Origin of the sequence: Citreicella sp. C3M06, from assembly GCF_018860705.1 — a bacterium.
Taxonomy (GTDB): Bacteria; Pseudomonadota; Alphaproteobacteria; order Rhodobacterales; family Rhodobacteraceae; genus Salipiger.
The window spans coordinates 46,930-63,817 of sequence record NZ_JAHKQA010000042.1 but is presented as its reverse complement, the minus strand read 5'-3'; the positions used below and the strand labels follow the sequence as shown (position 1 = coordinate 63,817).

Annotated in this window: 11 protein-coding genes; all 11 read right to left on the bottom strand. The window is 66.5% G+C overall.

Annotated features, from left to right (window positions below):
• Nucleotides 1-135 precede the first annotated feature (135 nt).
• The 11 genes from KO516_RS09580 to KO516_RS09530 all read right to left on the bottom strand — a co-directional run bounded on the left by KO516_RS09580 (nt 136) and on the right by KO516_RS09530 (nt 16,882).
• Entirely contained in the window at nt 136-2,361 is a 2,226-nt protein-coding gene (locus tag KO516_RS09580; RefSeq protein ID WP_216003568.1) for a PAS-domain containing protein, read from the bottom strand.
• Nucleotides 2,358-3,515 (bottom strand): FIST N-terminal domain-containing protein, encoded by a 1,158-nt coding sequence (locus KO516_RS09575; protein ID WP_216003567.1) that lies wholly within the window; start codon nt 3,513-3,515, stop codon nt 2,358-2,360. Before KO516_RS09575 ends, KO516_RS09580 begins: the two co-directional genes overlap by 4 nt.
• Nucleotides 3,516-4,223: a response regulator transcription factor gene (locus KO516_RS09570; protein ID WP_216003566.1), complete on the bottom strand. Its 708-nt coding sequence runs from the start codon at nt 4,221-4,223 to the stop codon at nt 3,516-3,518. It lies immediately after the preceding gene.
• 175 nt (nt 4,224-4,398) lie between these two features.
• Nucleotides 4,399-5,040 carry a hypothetical protein gene (locus KO516_RS09565; RefSeq protein WP_216003565.1) on the bottom strand — a complete coding sequence of 214 codons (642 nt, stop codon included), beginning with the start codon at nt 5,038-5,040 and terminating at the stop codon, nt 4,399-4,401.
• Between the two features lie 125 nt (nt 5,041-5,165).
• Entirely contained in the window at nt 5,166-7,385 is a 2,220-nt protein-coding gene (treY, locus tag KO516_RS09560) for a malto-oligosyltrehalose synthase (protein ID WP_216003564.1), read from the bottom strand.
• Nucleotides 7,382-9,088, bottom strand: coding sequence for a malto-oligosyltrehalose trehalohydrolase (treZ, locus tag KO516_RS09555; protein ID WP_216003563.1), 1,707 nt, complete (start codon nt 9,086-9,088; stop codon nt 7,382-7,384). Before treZ ends, treY begins: the two co-directional genes overlap by 4 nt.
• Complete coding sequence (glgX, locus tag KO516_RS09550) at nt 9,085-11,160, bottom strand: glycogen debranching protein GlgX (protein ID WP_216003562.1); 2,076 nt, start codon at nt 11,158-11,160, stop codon at nt 9,085-9,087. Before glgX ends, treZ begins: the two co-directional genes overlap by 4 nt.
• Nucleotides 11,161-11,299: 139 nt before the next feature.
• Nucleotides 11,300-12,583, bottom strand: a complete 1,284-nt coding sequence (locus tag KO516_RS09545) for a TRAP transporter large permease (RefSeq protein ID WP_216003561.1) — start codon at nt 12,581-12,583, stop codon at nt 11,300-11,302.
• Complete coding sequence (locus KO516_RS09540; protein WP_252737507.1) at nt 12,580-13,098, bottom strand: TRAP transporter small permease; 519 nt, start codon at nt 13,096-13,098, stop codon at nt 12,580-12,582. The genes KO516_RS09545 and KO516_RS09540 overlap by 4 nt, the downstream gene beginning before the upstream one ends.
• Nucleotides 13,076-14,059 (bottom strand): TRAP transporter substrate-binding protein, encoded by a 984-nt coding sequence (locus KO516_RS09535; protein WP_216003560.1) that lies wholly within the window; start codon nt 14,057-14,059, stop codon nt 13,076-13,078. The genes KO516_RS09540 and KO516_RS09535 overlap by 23 nt, the downstream gene beginning before the upstream one ends.
• A gap of 237 nt (nt 14,060-14,296) precedes the next feature.
• Nucleotides 14,297-16,882: an HWE histidine kinase domain-containing protein gene (locus tag KO516_RS09530; RefSeq protein WP_216003559.1), complete on the bottom strand. Its 2,586-nt coding sequence runs from the start codon at nt 16,880-16,882 to the stop codon at nt 14,297-14,299.
• Nucleotides 16,883-16,888: the final 6 nt, after the last annotated feature.

Sequence of the window (16,888 nt, the reverse complement as noted above, 5' to 3'; positions counted from 1 at the left end):
CCTAGCGCCCCCATCCGCACTGTCAGCGCAGACCTTCGTCTGTGCCCGGCGCCCGGTGTTTCTTCTGGCAAAAAATATCCCGGGGGGAGGCTCCGTAAGGAGACGGGGGGCAGCGCCCCCCTCTGCCCGTCCCACCTACTCCGCCGCGTCCTCGGGGGCCTGCCAGCGCAGCTTCCAGTCGATCAGGGGCCGCAGCCGCGACAGCTGCACCGGCTTGGTCAGCACCGAAAACCCCTCGGCCGCGCCCTTCCTGAGCAGCGCGTTGCCACGATCGGCGGTGATCATAATCGCCGGAACCCGCACCCCGCTCAGCGCCCGCACCGCCGCGATCGCCCGGTCCCCGGTCTCGCCATCATCCAGCTGGTAATCCGCCAGCACGATGTCTGGCGCCATCCCCATGTCGCGCACATGCCCCAGCGCCTCGTCGATGCTGCGCGCCGCGAACACGCTCGCCCCCCATTGCTCCAGCTTGCCGGTGAAGGCGTACAGCACATCCGGATCGTTCTCGATCAGCAGAACGATGTGATCCATATCCTGCGATGCGGTCTCGGGGGCCTGCCCGCGATCCTCTGCCGCCGCCCGCCGCTGCAGCGCCTCCATCTCGATGGAAAACACCGACCCGGCCCCCGGCTTGGAGCGCACCCGCACCTTGTGCCCCAGATGGCGACAGGTGCGATCGACAATCGACAACCCCAGCCCCACGCCCGAGCCGGGCGGCACGTTGTCGGCCCGGGTAAATTCCTCGAAAATGCGCGTCTGGTCCTTGCGGCTGATGCCGACCCCGGTGTCCCAGACCTGCAAGTCCACCACGGCGCCGCGGCGCCGACAGCCGACCAGCACCCGCCCGCCGCCCGGCGTATACTGGATCGCGTTCACCACGAGGTTCTGGATCGAGCGCAGCAGATACACCGGGTCGGATTTCACCACGATCATGCTTGGCACCATGTCCAGCGTCACCCCCTTGCGCTGCGCCAACGGCATCTGATCCTCCCAGACCGAGCGCATCAGCGTGCCAAGACAGACCTCGGAGGGCAGCAGCCCGCGATCCAGCGAATCCAGCCGGGAGATATCCAGCAGCGAATGCAGCAGCTGTTCGATGGAATTGAACGAGCCGTCCAGCCGCTCCACCGTCGGGGCAAAGCGCGTGCCCGATACGCTGTCCACCAGCATCGCGATCAGCAGCTTGGCGGCATTCACCGGCTGCAACAGATCATGCGAGGCGGCGGCAAGGAACCGCGTCTTGGACGACACCGCCGCCTCGGCGCGCTCCTTGGCGATGCGCAGCTCTTCCTCGACACGGGCCATCTCGTCGAACTGCTCGCGCAGCTGGGCGTTGGCATGGGTCAGCTCTTCGGTGCGCTCGGCCACGCGGTTTTCCAGCATCTCGGTGGCGCGGCTTTCCAGCGTCACGTCCTTGAGCTCCAGCAGCACGCCGCCATCGGGCAGCTGATACGCGTGCAGATCGAGCATCCGCCCCGACAGATGCCGCATCCGCCGCCGCAACCGCCCCTGCCGGTCCAGCCGGTCCAGCCATTGCGCGATTTCGAACACGCTCGCATCGACAATCAGCCCGTGCTGCGCCACGTAATCCAGCACCTGCGCCAGATCGGTGCCCTTTTGCAGCATCGTATAGGGCAGGCCCAGCAGCGCGCGGAACTGCATGTTGTACATGCGCACGACGCCGGTCGCCGAAAACGTGCACACCCCCGAGGTCATGTTTTCGAACACCGCCTGAAGGTAATCGGCGTGCCCTTCGACGAGCTGTTCCTTTTCCGACCGGTTGCGGCGCACGATGGCGGTGATCTCGGTCAGCAACAGCACCACCGCCTGCCCCGAGGTGCCCTGAAGGTTGACCTGATACCAGCGATCGCCCTGCAACTCGATCACCAGACTGGCAACCGAAGCGCCCTCGCGCCGCGCCTGCGCCAGCGCCGCGTCAAAGCTGCCCTCGACCGTCACCAGATGGCGCGAGCTTTCGATGGTGGTCAGGCATTGCTCGATGTCCATGCCCGGCTGAAACCGGCCCGACACGTCAGGCAGAAGCTTGAGGAAAATGTCGTTGCAGACCTCGAGCAAGCCGCCGGTGAACACCGCCACCCCGCCATCAAGCGCCGAAAGCGCCTCGGCCAGATTGCGGCGCATGCGTTCGCTGTCATCGCGGGCGTGGCGCAGCTCGTCGGTGGTGCGTTCCAGATCGCGGGTCTTGGCCCAGACCTGCGCCTGAAGCGAGATCGCCGACTGGAATGCGCCATAGGCCGATCCGCCGACCTCGTGCTGGCGCTCGGCACGGCGCATCAGCGCGTCGATGATCCGGGTCTGCCGGGCGAGCTGCTCTTCGAGCGGCGCGTCGGGGTCGATCATTCCAGCGCCCTCCGGCCCGGTTCAAAGAACGCGACGCCGACGAAGGTCTGATTCACATGCACGCCGCAATGCTGTTCGCCATAGGTGTTGAAGCCCAGCACCCGGTGGCGCGACAGGATTTCCGACACCTGCGCCGCCAGCCCCTTTTTCTGGATCTCGAGCTTGCGCAGCACGCAGTCGAACCCCAGCACGAAATCAGGCACGTTGCCGCGCGCATCGGTGACGCCAAGCCCCGAGTCCAGCGTTTCAAGGATCTCCTTGCCGCGTCCCAGCGTCAGGATCAGCCCGTCGTCGATGGCGCCCAGAAAGCTCAGCGCATGGGCGCCGGGGGCGTCGTGGATGGCGCGCACGTGGTAATTCATGTTCTGGCGCACCAGCATCGGGTTCTCGGCAAACACCCGTGGCCCCAGCGCATCGGGATCGACGCCGGTGATGCGGGCATATTCCAGCGCGGCGGGCGCGCCGTTCAGCTCCAGCACCAGACGGTCTTCGGGCAGCGCATGGGTGACCACGACCTGCGTGTCGGTCGGCAGGAAATGGTCGAACCCCAGCCCGGCGAATTCCAGATCGGTTTCCAGCAACAGCAGCAAGGCGGCGTTGCTGTGCAACTGGCCGTCCTGCAACACAAAGGTTTCGCGAAACGCCAGCTCGTCCCCGGCCGAGCCGCCGAACACCGGCACCTCGCCAAGCGCCGCCTCAAGCGTGGCGACCAGCATGTCTTCCTGCTTGGCCAGCCCATCGGCAAAGATCAGCGCCAGCCGGTTCCAGCCGGGGGTGCGGCGGAACGCCTGCGCATGGCCGCGCACCGCGCTGGCGATGGGTTTCATCTGCAACGGCTTGAGCGGCGAGATCAGCAGCGAGGCGCAGCGGAAATGCTCGCGCGGAAAGGCAAGGATCAGCAGCGCCTCGGTTTCATAGCCGTCAGGGGTGATGGTGCCAGCGGTGGTGCAGCCGAACACCGGCAGCCCGCCGGCACCGGTTTCCAGCGCCCTCGCAAGGCGCGGCAGATCCAGCCGCCCCGGCACGAAGGCAAGCAGAAAACAGGTTTCGCTCAGCTCGATGCCGCGCAGCGCCTCGGCCACAGCATCCTCGGTCGCCGCCTCGCGCGAGACGGCGACCGTGACATAGCGCGGAGCGACGATGTCGCGCGGCATTCAGCGGCTCAGAAAGACCCGGGCGTCGGCTTCGCCCGCGCCGATACTGGTCGCGGGCTGGGCGTTCTCGACCAGCACCGCCGCCTGCGTGCGGTTGCGCACGCCAAGACGGCGCAGCAGCGCGGTGATATGAGCCTTGACCGTGGCTTCAGCCAGCGACAGCTCGTAGGCGATCTGCTTGTTGGGCATACCGGCGCAGATCAGCTTCATGATCTTCTGCTGTTGCGGGGTCAGCTCTGACAGCTTGGGGTGGTTGGCGATCTCATCACACACATTGCCGCAGTAGGACGGATGCACGTATTTGCGCCCCGCCGCGATCTCGGCCAGCGCATGGCGCAGGACCGGGGCCGATGCGTCCTTGGGCAGAAACCCCGAGGCGCCGTCCTCCATCAGCGCCTGCACGATCTGCACCGATGTCAGCGACGAGATCACCAGGATCGGCGTGTCGGGCAGCACCCGGCGCAGCGCCTGAAACCCCGAGATGCCGGTCACGTCGGGCAGCTTGAGATCGAACATGACAAGGTCCGGCGCAAGGCCTTCCGCCATCAGATCCAGCGCGGCGCGCAAGGTCTGCACCTTGTCAAGGCGGGCGCCCGGGAATGCGAGGCAGATCGCAGCCCCCAAGGCGTCGCTGTAAAGCGGATGGTCGTCGACAATGACAACAGAACTGATCGCGCCGGCGCGCGGCACGTCCATCAAGTCTTTCATAGCAATGTCCTCCCTAACGGAAAGCTATCCCGGTTGCGCCGACTCGCGCAATGGTATTGTCCGCGGGCGCATTCGGATAGGCGGATCAGAGCCATCCGAATGCGCCCGAAATTGCAGGTTCCCGCCGTCTGGCCGCGGTCTTTTTCACGACAATGCTGCCTATCGCCCCGCGCCCCTAATGCGCGCGCTGCGCCACCAGCGCGGCGAGCCGGGCGGCGATCGTCTCGGGCGGGTGCGAGGCATTGAGCACCTCGGCAGGCAGACCGGCGATGTCGCGGCGCGTCTCGCACGCAGCGGCGCCGTCAGCAATCTGGAACAGCTGCAAGCGATGCTCCTCGGCCAGCCGCGCAAGGCAGGCCCCCAGCCCGGCGCCGGGGGTTTCGAACCCCGACACGATGATCACCGCACTGCCCGGCGCCGCCAGCCGCCCTAGCCCCGACAACGCCCGCGCCAATGGCGGATCATCGAGCCGCCCGGCCAGCGCATGGGCAGAGGCGGCCTCGTGGGCCCGTACCAGCCCGGCGACGATTTCGCGGATCGGGCGCGGGCGCGCGCTCAGCGTCACCGCCGTGCCGCAGCCCAGCGTCAACAGCCCCACCTCGGCCCCCGCAGCGCAGGCCGCCGCCCCTAGCAGCACCACGGCTTCGGCCGCCGCGACAGAGCGGAAGGCCCGCGTGCGCCCGCACAGCATCGAGGGGCGGAAATCGACGACAAACAGCATCCGGGCGACGGCGGGCATCGGCACCGCCAGCGCCTGCAGCGCCAGAAGTTCCCGCGTGCGCGGCGCGGCCCCCGGCACATCCAGCGCCGCCGTCATTGCCCTTTCCCCGACCGATGGCGTTTCACGGCGCATTCCCTTCCTCGGCTGCCCAAGGCCTGAAGAATAGCCAAAGCCGGGCAAGGCCGGAACCAAGACACTTGTCGCAAGCGCCACTGGCGGCCTCAGACCCAGACCGGATCAGGAGACGCGATGCCGTTGACCTCGACCAGCACCGGCGCCGAGCTGCCATCCAGCGTCACATAAAGCGACAGCACCTGTTCGCCCCGCCGCCGCGTCACCAGCAGGCCGCCGCGATCCTCGCGCGCCTCGAAACTGCCGTGCAGGAACAGCCCCGGCGCCCGCGCCCGCAACCCCAGCAGCCGCCGGGTCAGCGCCAGCTTGTCATGGCCGAAACGGCTGTCCGGTTCGTGCGGGGCGAACACCGCGCGATTGTCGGGGTCGGTCAGCGCATAGCTGCCATATTCGCTGCCTTGATAGATATCAGGCACCCCCGGCATCACCAGCCGCAGCGCATGCGCCGCCAGCGACAGCGCCTCGCCGCGCTGCACGAGGCGGCTCAGCGCCTCGGGGGGCTGTCGCCGCCAGTCGCTCAGCAGCGCCGCGCCGAATTCCGCCGCCGCCGCCTCGATGGCCGCGTCGGGGTTGGTCCAGCTCGATAGCTGGCGCGCCTCGCGCAGCGCCTTTTCCATGTGCTCACCCAGCCGGGTTTCCAGATCGTCGCGGCCCGGCTCCCATAGCGCCACGGCGCTTTGCAGGATGTACCAGCGCACATCGGCGCGCGGCGCGCCCGCCGTCGCCAGCGGCGCCGCCCCCTGCCAAAGCTCGCGCAGCGCCAGCGGATCATGGCTCAGCGCCACAAGCCGCGCCCGCGCATCCTCGCCCCGCTTGCTGTCATGCGACGAGCCAAGCGTCATCGCCAGCGGATAGCGGCCCTGCCGCTCGCGGCACCAGCTTTCGAAAGCCTCGGCGCTCAGCAGCGGCGCATCGGCCTCCGAGCCGACCTCGCATTCCGCCAGATTGCGGGTGTAGCGAAAGAACGCCGTGTCTTCCTGCGCCTTGGCCACGACCGCCCCGGTGACCTGCTGAAAGCGCCGCACGAAGCCATAGGTCTGCGGCCCCTCAGAGCCGTCGAACAGCCGGCGCAGCGCCGCCAGCGTCGCGGCGTCACCGACCAGCGCCCCGGCGCGTTCAAAGGTCACGCGCAACAACGCCTCGTCCTCGTCGCGGGCCCCGTCCGGGGTCACGTAGGACCGATATTGCGGGAACACCATCAGCAGCGCCCGGATCGCGGCGCGCAGTTCTTCGCCATCGCGAGGGGTATCGCCGCGCTCGGCCAGCGCCGCCTGCGCACGCCCCTGCATCTCGACCAGCTCCGCCCGCAGATCGCCGTCAAGGATCAGCCCGCGCATCTGCACGCACATGTCCTCGTAGCTGCCATGCGCCCCGGTCGCCTCGCGCCAGAAACTGTCGAGCCGCTGCTGCCCGCTCTCGTCCATCAGCAGCCGGGTGATGCGGTCAGATGCCTCATAGCCGGTGGTGCCGTCGGTGGCCCAGCCCTGCGGCATCTCTTCGTCGCCGGTGAGGATCTTTTCGACCCAGACAGGCACCTTTGGCCCCACCGCTTCGCGCAGCCGGGCGAGATATTCGCCGGGCCGCGCCAGCCCGTCGACATGGTCGATGCGCAACCCCTGCACCAGCCCCGCCCGCACCAGCGCCACCGGCAGCGCCATCATCGCATCGAACACCTTTTGCTCTTCGATGCGCATCCCGATCAGCGTGGTGACATTGAAGAACCGCCGATGCGTCAGCCGCCGCCGCTCGCGCTCCCAGAAGCGCAACCGCCAATGCTGGGCGCGCATCATCTCGGGCAGATCAAGCCCCGCCGTGCCCGGGGCCAGCGGCAGCCAGCCGCCCTGCCATTCGATGCGCTCCTCGGCGGCATTGATCTCAAAAGCCCCCGCCGCCGCCATGTCATCGAACGGTTCGGGCAGGATGGGCAGGATCAGCCCCTCGTTCCAGTCGACATCGAAGAAATCGGCATAGGCACTGGCGGCCCCGTGTTTCAGCGCATCCAGAAGCCACGGGTTTTCCACCGACAGCACGGTGTGGTTGGGCACCAGATCCAGCACGATGCCGATGCCGCGCGCCTGCGCCGCACGCGCCAGCCGTTCGAACCCGGCGCGCCCGCCAAGGATCGGATCGATCTGCGACGGGTCGGCGACGTCATAGCCATGGGTGCTGTCCTCGGGCGCGGTAAAGATCGGCGACAGGTACAGATGCGAAGCCCCAAGCGTGTCGATATGCGCCAGCAGCTCTGCGGCGCGATCAAAATCCACGCCCTGACGCAATTGCAGACGGTAAGTGGCGGACAGCGGCTTCATGAGGTGATCCTGACGGCTATGGCAAAGGCATCGCTGGCGGTGTTGCCGAGGGTGAAATCGGCGCTGTCCAGCTGTTCACCCACGGGGGTGCCAAGGCACAAGGCCATTTCGATGGCGCCGCCGGTAAAGCCCCAGCGAACGCGAAACGCCTTTGGCGTCGGGCGCGACACCTCGCCCGGCCCGGTATCGCCCGAACGCAGCAGCGGCGTGATGCGCGCGGCGCGCAGTGCCAGCAACTCGCCGGTCAGCGCCCGCCATGCTTCGGCGCGCGCCGGGTCTGGCGACGGGTAAGGGCAGGCCATGTCCATGGCGTTCGGCCCGCAGGGATCGGGCATCTTTGACAGATCATAGCCAAGCGCGCCCAGTTCCTTGCGCCGCCCCTTGCGCACAGCCCGGCGCATCCGATCATCGGGCGGGTCAACAAAGAACGGGAACGGCGCTTCGGAGCCTTCTTCCTCGCCCTGAAACAGCATCGGGGTAAAGGGCATCAGCAGCAGCGCGGCATGGATCACCCGGCCCACGTCATCGCCCACCAGCGTCAGCAGGCGGTCGCCATGCGGGCGGTTGCCGATCTGGTCATGGGTGTGGTTGGAATTGATGAAGGCGCTCCACGGCAAATGCGCCGCCGGGGCGCCGCGCGCGCCATGGGCGCCCTTGGGCTGGCCCTCATCCGCCTGACCATGGGCCAGCGCATGCGCCAGATCGGCAAAGGGGTCGTCGCCGTGGCGTTTATAATAGCCCTGCGTCTCGCCAGTGAGCGCGACATGCAGCACATTGTGCCAGTCGTCGTTCCATTCCGCGTCATAGCCCGCCTCGCGCAGATCGGGCAGATTGCGTTCATCCTCGCAGATCAGGTGGATGGGGCGGCCCCATGCGGCGGCGTGAATCTCATGCAGCATTTCATGCATGAAATGCTGCTCCGAGCCGTCGCGGATCTGGTGCACCGCATCAAGGCGGAAGCCGTCCAGACGGTAGTCTTCCAGCCACCCCAGCGCCGACTGGCGGAAGAAATCGCGCACCTCTGGCCGTTCGAAATCGATGCCGTCGCCCCAAGGGGTCGGGATGTCGGTGTAAAACCCCGGCGCGTAGCCGGGAAGGTAATTTCCAAACGGGCCGAAGTGGTTCATCACCAGATCAAGGATGACACAGATCCCCTGTTCCTGCGCCGCGCGGACAAAGGCGCGCATCTCGTCCGGGGTGCCATAGGCCGGGTGCGGCGCACGGTTGAGCACGCCGTCATAGCCCCAGCCCCAGCGGCCATGGAACTGCGACACCGGCATCAGCTCGATCATGGTGATGCCAAGCGCCGCCAAGCCCGGCAGGCGCTGCGCTGCGGCGGCAAACGTCCCCTCGGGGGTGAAACTGCCGACATGGATCTCAAGGATCACCGCCTCTTCGAACGCCCTGCCCTGCCACGTCGCGCCCCAGTCGAACCCGCGCGGATCGACGGTGAGCGACGGGCCGTCGACCGTATCGACCTGCGCCCGGCTGGCCGGGTCTGGCCGGTCGGTGCCGTCGATGCGAAAGCTGTAGGGCAAGCCCGGCGCAGCGCCGGTGTCGATCTGCCACCAGCCGTCATGACCGTGCATCGCCAACTCGTCACCGTCGAGCACCAGCGCAACCTTGCGGGCCGCTGGCGCCCATAGCCCAAAGCGCCAGCAGGTGTCGTTCAGGGGCGCTGCGCCCCAGATCCGTTCGCTCATGCTTGCGGCGCTCCGGTTCTGAACACGCTGACCGCCTGCCCCGAAACAATCACGGTTCCCGACACCGCCTCGTCACAGGAAATCACCTCCTGCGCGGTGTCGATGCAGCGCCGCCAGTCGCCTTCGGGCAGAGCGAATTCGCAATCATCCATGGCGTTGAGCACGATCAACAGGTCGTCGCAATCGTCGCGCCGATGCCAAAGGCCGGTGACGCGCAACAGATCGTCGTTCCAGTCGTCTTCGCTCATCTCGCGGCCCTCGGGATGCAGCCAGTGGCTTTCGGTGGCCTCCGGGCGCGGCCAGAACCCGGCGGGCGCAAGATGCCCGGCCCAATCCTTGCGAAAGGCGATCAGGTCGGCCACCGCCTGCGTCAGCTCGGGGCGCGCGGCATCCCAGTCGATCCATGCGATCTCGTTGTCCTGACAATAGGCGTTGTTGTTGCCCTGCTGGCTCTGGCCCAGCTCATCCCCGGCCAGAATCATCGGCACGCCATGGCTGGTGAACAGCGTTGCCAGCATCGCCTTGGCGCGGCGCAGACGGGCAGCATCGACATGCGCATCCTCGCTTGGCCCTTCGGCGCCCATATTGTCGGACAGGTTGTGATCATGGCCATCGCGGTTGCCCTCGCCATTGGCCTCGTTGTGCTTGTCGTTGTAGCTCAGCGTATCCCACAGGGTGAACCCGTCATGCGCGGCGATGAAATTGACCGAACTGGTGGCCGGGCGCAGCGAATGGTCGAACTGCGTCGGGCTGCCCATAAGCCGCTGCGAGATGCGCCCGGTCATCCCCGGATCGCGCCGCCAGAAGGCGCGGGTGTCATCGCGGAACTTGTCGTTCCATTCGCGAAACGGCCACGGGAAGCCGCCAACCTGATAGCCCTCGTCGCCGATATCCCACGGCTCGGCGATCAGCTTGACCTGAGACAGCACCGGATCCTGCCGCATGGCGCTGAAAAAGCTGCCCTCGCGTTCAAAGCCCGCCGGCTCGCGCCCCAGTGTCGAGGCAAGGTCAAAGCGGAAACCGTCGACGTGGCAGACCTCGACCCAGTACCGTAGTGAATCCATCACCATGCGCAGCACCATCGGGTGCGCCACGTTCAGCGTGTTGCCACAGCCGGTGGTGTCGAAGCAATGCCGCTTGTCGTCCGAGAGCAGGTAGTAGGACGCGTTGTCGATGCCGCGAAAGCTCAGGGTGCTGCCCAGCTCATTGCCCTCGGCGGTGTGGTTGTAGACCACGTCAAGGATGACCTCGATCCCGGCATCGTGGAAGCGTTTGACAGCGGTGCGCACCTCGCGCACGTCCTCGCCCGCCAGATAGGTGCGGTTGGGCGCGAAAAACCCCAGCGTGTTGTAGCCCCAGTAATTGCGCAGCCCCTGATCGACCAGATAGCGATCCTGCACCATGGCATGGATCGGCAGCAGTTCGATCGCGGTGACCCCCAGCTTTTGCAGATGCTCCAGCATTGGGTCCGACGCCAGCGCCTTGAAGGTGCCACGGTCGGCCTCGATCACGCCGGGATGGCGCATGGTCAGCCCCTTGGCGTGGGCCTCGTAGATCACCGTCTTTTCCCAGGGCGTGCGCGGCATCTGCTCGGCCTCCCAGTCGAAATCGGGGTCGGCGACCACGGCCTTGGGCATGAAGGGCGCGGAATCGCGCGTATCAAATTCCAGATCCGAGCCGCCCACCGGGTAGCCGAACAGCGCATCGTCCCATGTCAGATGGCCGCGCATCGCCATGGCATAGGGATCAAGCAGCAGCTTGTTGGGGTTGAAGCGGTGGCCATCCTTGGGCGCATAAGCGCCGTGCACCCGGTAGCCATAGGCCTGACCGGGCGCAATGCCGGGCAGATAGCCGTACCAGATGCCGCCCTCGGAGCGGGGCAGTTCCAGCCGGGCGATTTCAGATGTGCCGGCCTCGTCGAACAGGCAGAGTTCGACCTTTTCGGCATTGTCCGAGAACAGGGCGAAATTGGTGCCCTCGGGGTCTGGGCGCGCGCCGAGGCGATCGGGGCGCCCGGCAGAAAGATCGAACGATACGTCTCGCGGGTCGGCCTTGCGGGTGACATCGAACATGTATGGGGTTCCGGTACCGAGGGAAAGGACACTTGCACCAGACAGGGTGCACCTTTCCACAACACCGCAGCTGCAAATTGGTTCCTTTGCAGCTGCAGCATTGGGGCGCCGGGGGTTTCAGCCCAATATTGCGGCGCCCCTAGCCGAAGATCAGGCGCGGGATCAGCAGCGACACCGCCGGAATATAGGTGATGATCGCCAGCACCACGAGGTTGACCAGCACAAAGGGCCAGACCCCAGAGATGATCTGCGTCACCGGCTTGCCCAGCGTCGAACTGGCGACAAAGATATCCAGCCCGAAGGGCGGCGTGATCATCCCGATGCACACGTTCAGCGTGACGATCATGCCGAATTGCACCGGGTCGATGCCAAAGCTCATCGCCACCGGATAGAGCGGCGGCACCAGCACCAGCAGCGTCGAATTGGGGTCGATGAACATCCCCGCGATCAGGAAGCACAGGTTCACCGCCAGAAGAAAGGTGATGCGCCCGGCCTCGACGCTGTCGAGCAGCGCGATGATGCCATTCGGGATCTGCGCCAGCGTGACGAAAAAGCTGATCAGCCCGCCCACGGCCAGCAGCACAAAGATCACCGCCGTGCCGATGGCGCTGTCCTCGGTGATCTTCGCAAGGCCCCTGAGGTCGAGACTGCGCAGCACCAGCATCTCGACCACAATGGCGTAAACGACGCTGACCGCCGCTGCCTCGGTCGGGGTGATGACGCCCGAATAGATGCCGCCAAGGATGATGACCGGCATCCCCAGCGCCCATTTCGCCTCCCAGGCGGCGCGGGCGCGCGCGCCCCAGCCAAGGCGCGGCGCTGACACGACGCCTTCGCGCCGCGCCTGCCAGCTGACCAGCGCCGCAAAGGCCGCGCCCAGCACCAGCCCCACCGCCAGCCCGCCGGCGAACAGCCGCGAGATCGACGTCCCGGTGATCCAGCCATAGACGATCAGCGTGATCGACGGCGGGATCAGCAGCGCGGTTTCAGCGCTCGCCACCAAAAGGCCCAGCGAAAAGCGATCAGACCAACCGGCGGCGCGCATTTCGGGATAGGCCATGCGGCCCATGGCGGCGACCGTGGCCGGGGCCGATCCCGACACCGAGCCAAAGGCCATCGACCCGCCCACCACCACATGCCCGATGCCGCCGCGCGTGTGGCCGACCAGCGCCTTGACCACGCCGACCAGCTGCCGGGCGATCTGCCCCGAGCCCATCAGATGCGCAGCAAAGATAAAGAACGGGATCGCCAGAAGCGTCGAATGATCGATACCCCCGACGATCTTCTGCACCACCGCCGCGTCGGGCAGCCGCCCCTGCTCCAGCTCTTTCCACAGCAGCGCCGGCACGCCCAGCACCAGCAGCATCTCGAACCCCAGCCCAAGCAGGACCACGGCCAGCAGCGCAACAATCGCAAAGCTCATGTGTCTTCCACCGAAAAGCGGTCGATCACGCCAAACAGGCTAAGCCCGTAGCGCAGCCCCAGCAGCGCAAAGCCGATCACCGGCGCAATATAGATCAGCCCCATCGGCACTCCCAGCGTGGGCGACGTCTGCCCGGTCTTCAGAACGAATTGCACAAGGCCAACCGCCAGCCACGCCACGTACAGGCTGAACCCCAGCCCCAAAAGGTCGATGCCCCGCCGCACCCAGCGCACCGCGCCGGGCGCAAGCCGTTCGCGCAGCGTATGGATGCCGACATGTTTGCCCCGCTCCAGCGCCAGCCCCAGCGCGAGGAACACCAGAAACAGATTCATCATCCGCACCGCTTCTTCGATCCATGCGAAATCCGACGCGACGCGCCCGCCGATCTCGCGCGTGATCACCGACCCGGTGTATAGAAACACCATTCCCAGAAACAGGCAGACAAGCGCCGCGCGTTCAACGCGGCGCAACAGGCGCAGGGCAATCACCGGCTTACTGCGCTGCGTAGATATCAAGCAGCGCCTGACCGGCCTCGCCCGCCTTGGCCACATAGGCCGCCGAGGCCGGGCCGAAGGTCAGCGCGCGCAGCGCCGCGCGCTCATCGCTGTCGGCAACGCGCACGTCGGTTCCCGAGGCCTTAATGTCTTCGATCGCCGAGGCCACGGCGGCGGCCTTGTGGGCGGTCAGCTCGGGGATGACTTCGGCAAAAGCCTCGGTGATCACGTCGCGATACTCTTCGGGCAGGCTGTCCCAGAACATCGGGTTGAACAGCACCACGTCTTCCATGGCGCCGTGATCCGAAACCACCATGTATTTCTGCACCTCGTTGAACTTCATCGCGCGGATGGTGTCGGCGGGGTTTTCCTCGCCATCCACCACGCCGGTCTGAAGCGAGGTGTACAGCTCGCCGAACGGCAGCGCGATGGCCGAGGCGCCAAGCGCGTTGTACTGCTCGATCAGGATCGAGCTGTCCATGACGCGGAACTTCTGCCCGGCGAAATCCTCCAGCGAGGCCAGCGGCTCGTTCGAGGTGAACTGCTTGGTGCCGTTGGGCCAAAGCTCGATGGCGACCAGCCCCTTGTCGCTGAAGCTGTCCAGCAGCGCCTGCCCGAACGGCCCGTCACGCAGGGCTGCGGCCTCTGCCGCATCGGCGGGGATCAGGTAGGGAATATCCAGCACCGACACCACCGGGTTGAAGCCGCCAAGGAAGGCCGCGGGCGACACCGTCGCCTCAAGCGTGCCCAGCTGCACACCTTCGGTCATCTGGCGCTGGTTGCCCAGCTGGCCCTGCGGAAAGATCTGGAATTCCACCGCGCCGCCGGTGCGCTCGGCGACCAGCGCGGCGACCTTGTCCAGATGGATATGGCGGCTTTGCGCGGTGCTTTCCAGATGCCCGATGCGGGCCACGAAATCCTGCGCCATGGCGGGGGCTGCCAGCGCCAGCGTGGCGGTCAGCGAAAGAAGAAAGGCTTTCATCGGATCTGTCCCTATTTTCTGATTTGGCAGGGATGTTGCCGATGCGCCCCCCGACGGCAAGAGGCAATGGCCCGATATTGCCAAAGTTTCGGGCAGATGCGCGCAGAAATTGCGTCTGCGCGGACCATCCCGCCCTTGAACAGCGCTGCGATCACGCAAGCCGCCCCAGCCGACGCACGCAAGCGCCACGGCTCTGGCTGTCATCGGCAAGGCCGATCTGCCGCTGCGTCAATCACGCTATGCGCCTTGGTGCAGCTTTGCCGCCTCTCGCAGCGCGGCCAGAATCGACGCCTCCGAGAACGGCTTTTGCACGACGGCGCAGGGCGGATAGGTCGCGGCAAGCTCTGCCGTTGCGCCATAGCCCGTCGCCAGCACAAAGGGCACGCCGCGCGCCGCCAGCGCCTCGGCCACCGGCAGCGACTGCCCGTCGCCCAGATTGACATCCAGCAGCGCGAACTGCACCTCGTTGCCCGACAGCCAGTCCAGCGCTTCGGCCACCGAGGCGCGGATCTCGACCTTCTCCGCGCCCAGATCCTCCAGAATGCCCTGCGCATCCATCGCGATGATCAGCGTATCCTCCAGCACAAGCCCCTGCCCGGCCAGCCGGAACTGCGCAGAGGGCGCGGCGGCGACAGGGTCTTGGGCCGCGCCCGGCATCGCCTCGTCGACAATCTGCGACAGCACCGTGGGCGGCAGGCGGAAATGCGCCTCGACGCCGGTCAGCTTGTAAGCGATCTCGGCGTCGCCCTGCAGTTCATGCGGAATGGCCCCTTCGATGATGGTGGTGCCGAACCCGCGCCGCTGCGGCGGGGCCACCGGCGGGCCGCCGCGTTCGACCCAGTCGAACAGGAAACCGCCAGAGCGATCCACAGATGTGCGCACGATCACTTGGCCGCCAGCCTCTCGCAGCGCACCGTATTTGCACGAATTGGTCGCCATCTCGTGCAGCACCAGCGCCAGCGTGGTGAAGGCGCGCGGCAAGACCATGGCGTCAGGGCCGATGATCTGCACCCGCTCGGCCATCGCCCCGGCATAGGCGGCGAATTCGCAGCTCAGCAGCTCTTTGAACGAGGCCGGCTCCCATTGCTCGGCGGTCAGTTGGTCATGGGCGCGGGCCAGCGCCTGAATGCGCCCGTCGAGGTTCTCGGTGAATTCCTCAAGCGTGCGGGCGGTGCTGCGCGATTGCGCCAGCAGGCCGCGCATCAGGTTGAGAATGTTGCGCACCCGGTGGTTCAACTCCGAGATCAGCAACTGCTGCTGTTCCTGCGCCCGCTTGCGTTCGATGTTGGCCGCATCGGTGACCTTGAGGAACACCTCAAGCAACACCGTGCGCAGCACCGATGCCGCGTGGCGTTCACCCTCGGACCATGGCCGCGACTGGCCGGTCACCGTCTCGCGCCACGCCTCAAAGCTCTTGCGCGGGGTCAGGCGAATGCCGTTTGGCCCCACCGTGACCGGCTTTTCGGGATTGCCCGCCCAAGTGACGCTGTCCACCGCCTGACGGCGCAGCAGCACCAGATAGTCGCGCGGGCGCTTGCTGATCGGAATGGCCAGAAGGCCTGCGGCCCTGTCCGCGTAATCGCGGGCGGGCGGGTGCAGCTTAGCAAGGCAATGGGTCTCGAACACCCCCGAGCCGATGGACCGGTCGAGAAACCGCGTGATGCCAAGGAATTCCTCTTCGGTCGGGGTGCTGCCGGTGGCGCTGAACACCTCGTTTTCATACAGCACAAGCCCGTCATGCGGGATCACCCGGTCAAGGTCTTCGGACACTGCCAGCAGGCTGTCGGCCAGCCCGCGCCCATTGGCCATATCGGCCATCAGCTGGGACTGAAGCCGCAGCGTGGCGTCTTCGGTGATCTTGCGCTGCGCGGTCTCGTGGCGGGTCAGCTCGTAGCTGAACATATGCGCGAACATCTCGATCGCGGTGCGGCGCTCGTAATCGATGTAGTGCGGGCTGTCGTGGTGGCAGGCAAACAGCCCCCAGAGCGCGCCGTCCTTCATGATCGACACCGACATCGACCCCCGCACCCCCATGTTGCGCAGGTATTCCAGATGGATCGGCGACACCGCCCGAGTGACCGCCAGCGACAGGTCAAGCGGCTGACCATCCAGCGTGACGGGCGGGGTGATGGCGCTGCCAGGATCATCGACATCGCCGATCAGCCGCAACAGCGAGCGAGTGTAAAGCGCGCGCGCCTGTATCGGAATGTCCGAGGCCGGGAACATCTGGTCAAGATAGCGGCGCTGGCCATCAGCGCGGCTTTCGGCAATGACCTTGCCGCTGGCATCAGGCTGGAACTGATAGACCATGACGCTGTCAAAGCCCGAGATGCTGCGTAACGCACGGGCGGCGTCGCGTGCAAGCCGATCGAGGCCGCCGTCATGGCGCAGCGCGGCGATATGCGGGTAGACATCCAGCAGCACGTCCCTGCCCCGGTTTTCCGCCTTGGGTTCGAATTCGACGATCAGCCGCGCGCCAGAGCCATGCACCGACACGTCGAACGCCCGCCCGCTGGCCCGCATCGTCACGCCGAACAGACGCGCCACGCCGTCCGGATCCTTGATCGTGCGCAGCGCCTGCCGGATGCGCTGAAACCCGTCCGACACGATCAGCTCGTTCAGCGGCCGCCCCAGCGCGTCCTGCGCCGACACGCCGAGGATCTCGCCAAGGTTGTCAGAGGCATGTTGCACGATCAGATCGCCAGACACCGCGATCAGCGCCCCGTAGGATTGCACCCGGCCAAGCCGGTGGATCGGCTCGCGGTCGCAATTTGTCAGATCGACGCTGGTCTGCGGGGCGGAGCCGTCTTCGGCAGGGGCCATGGAAAA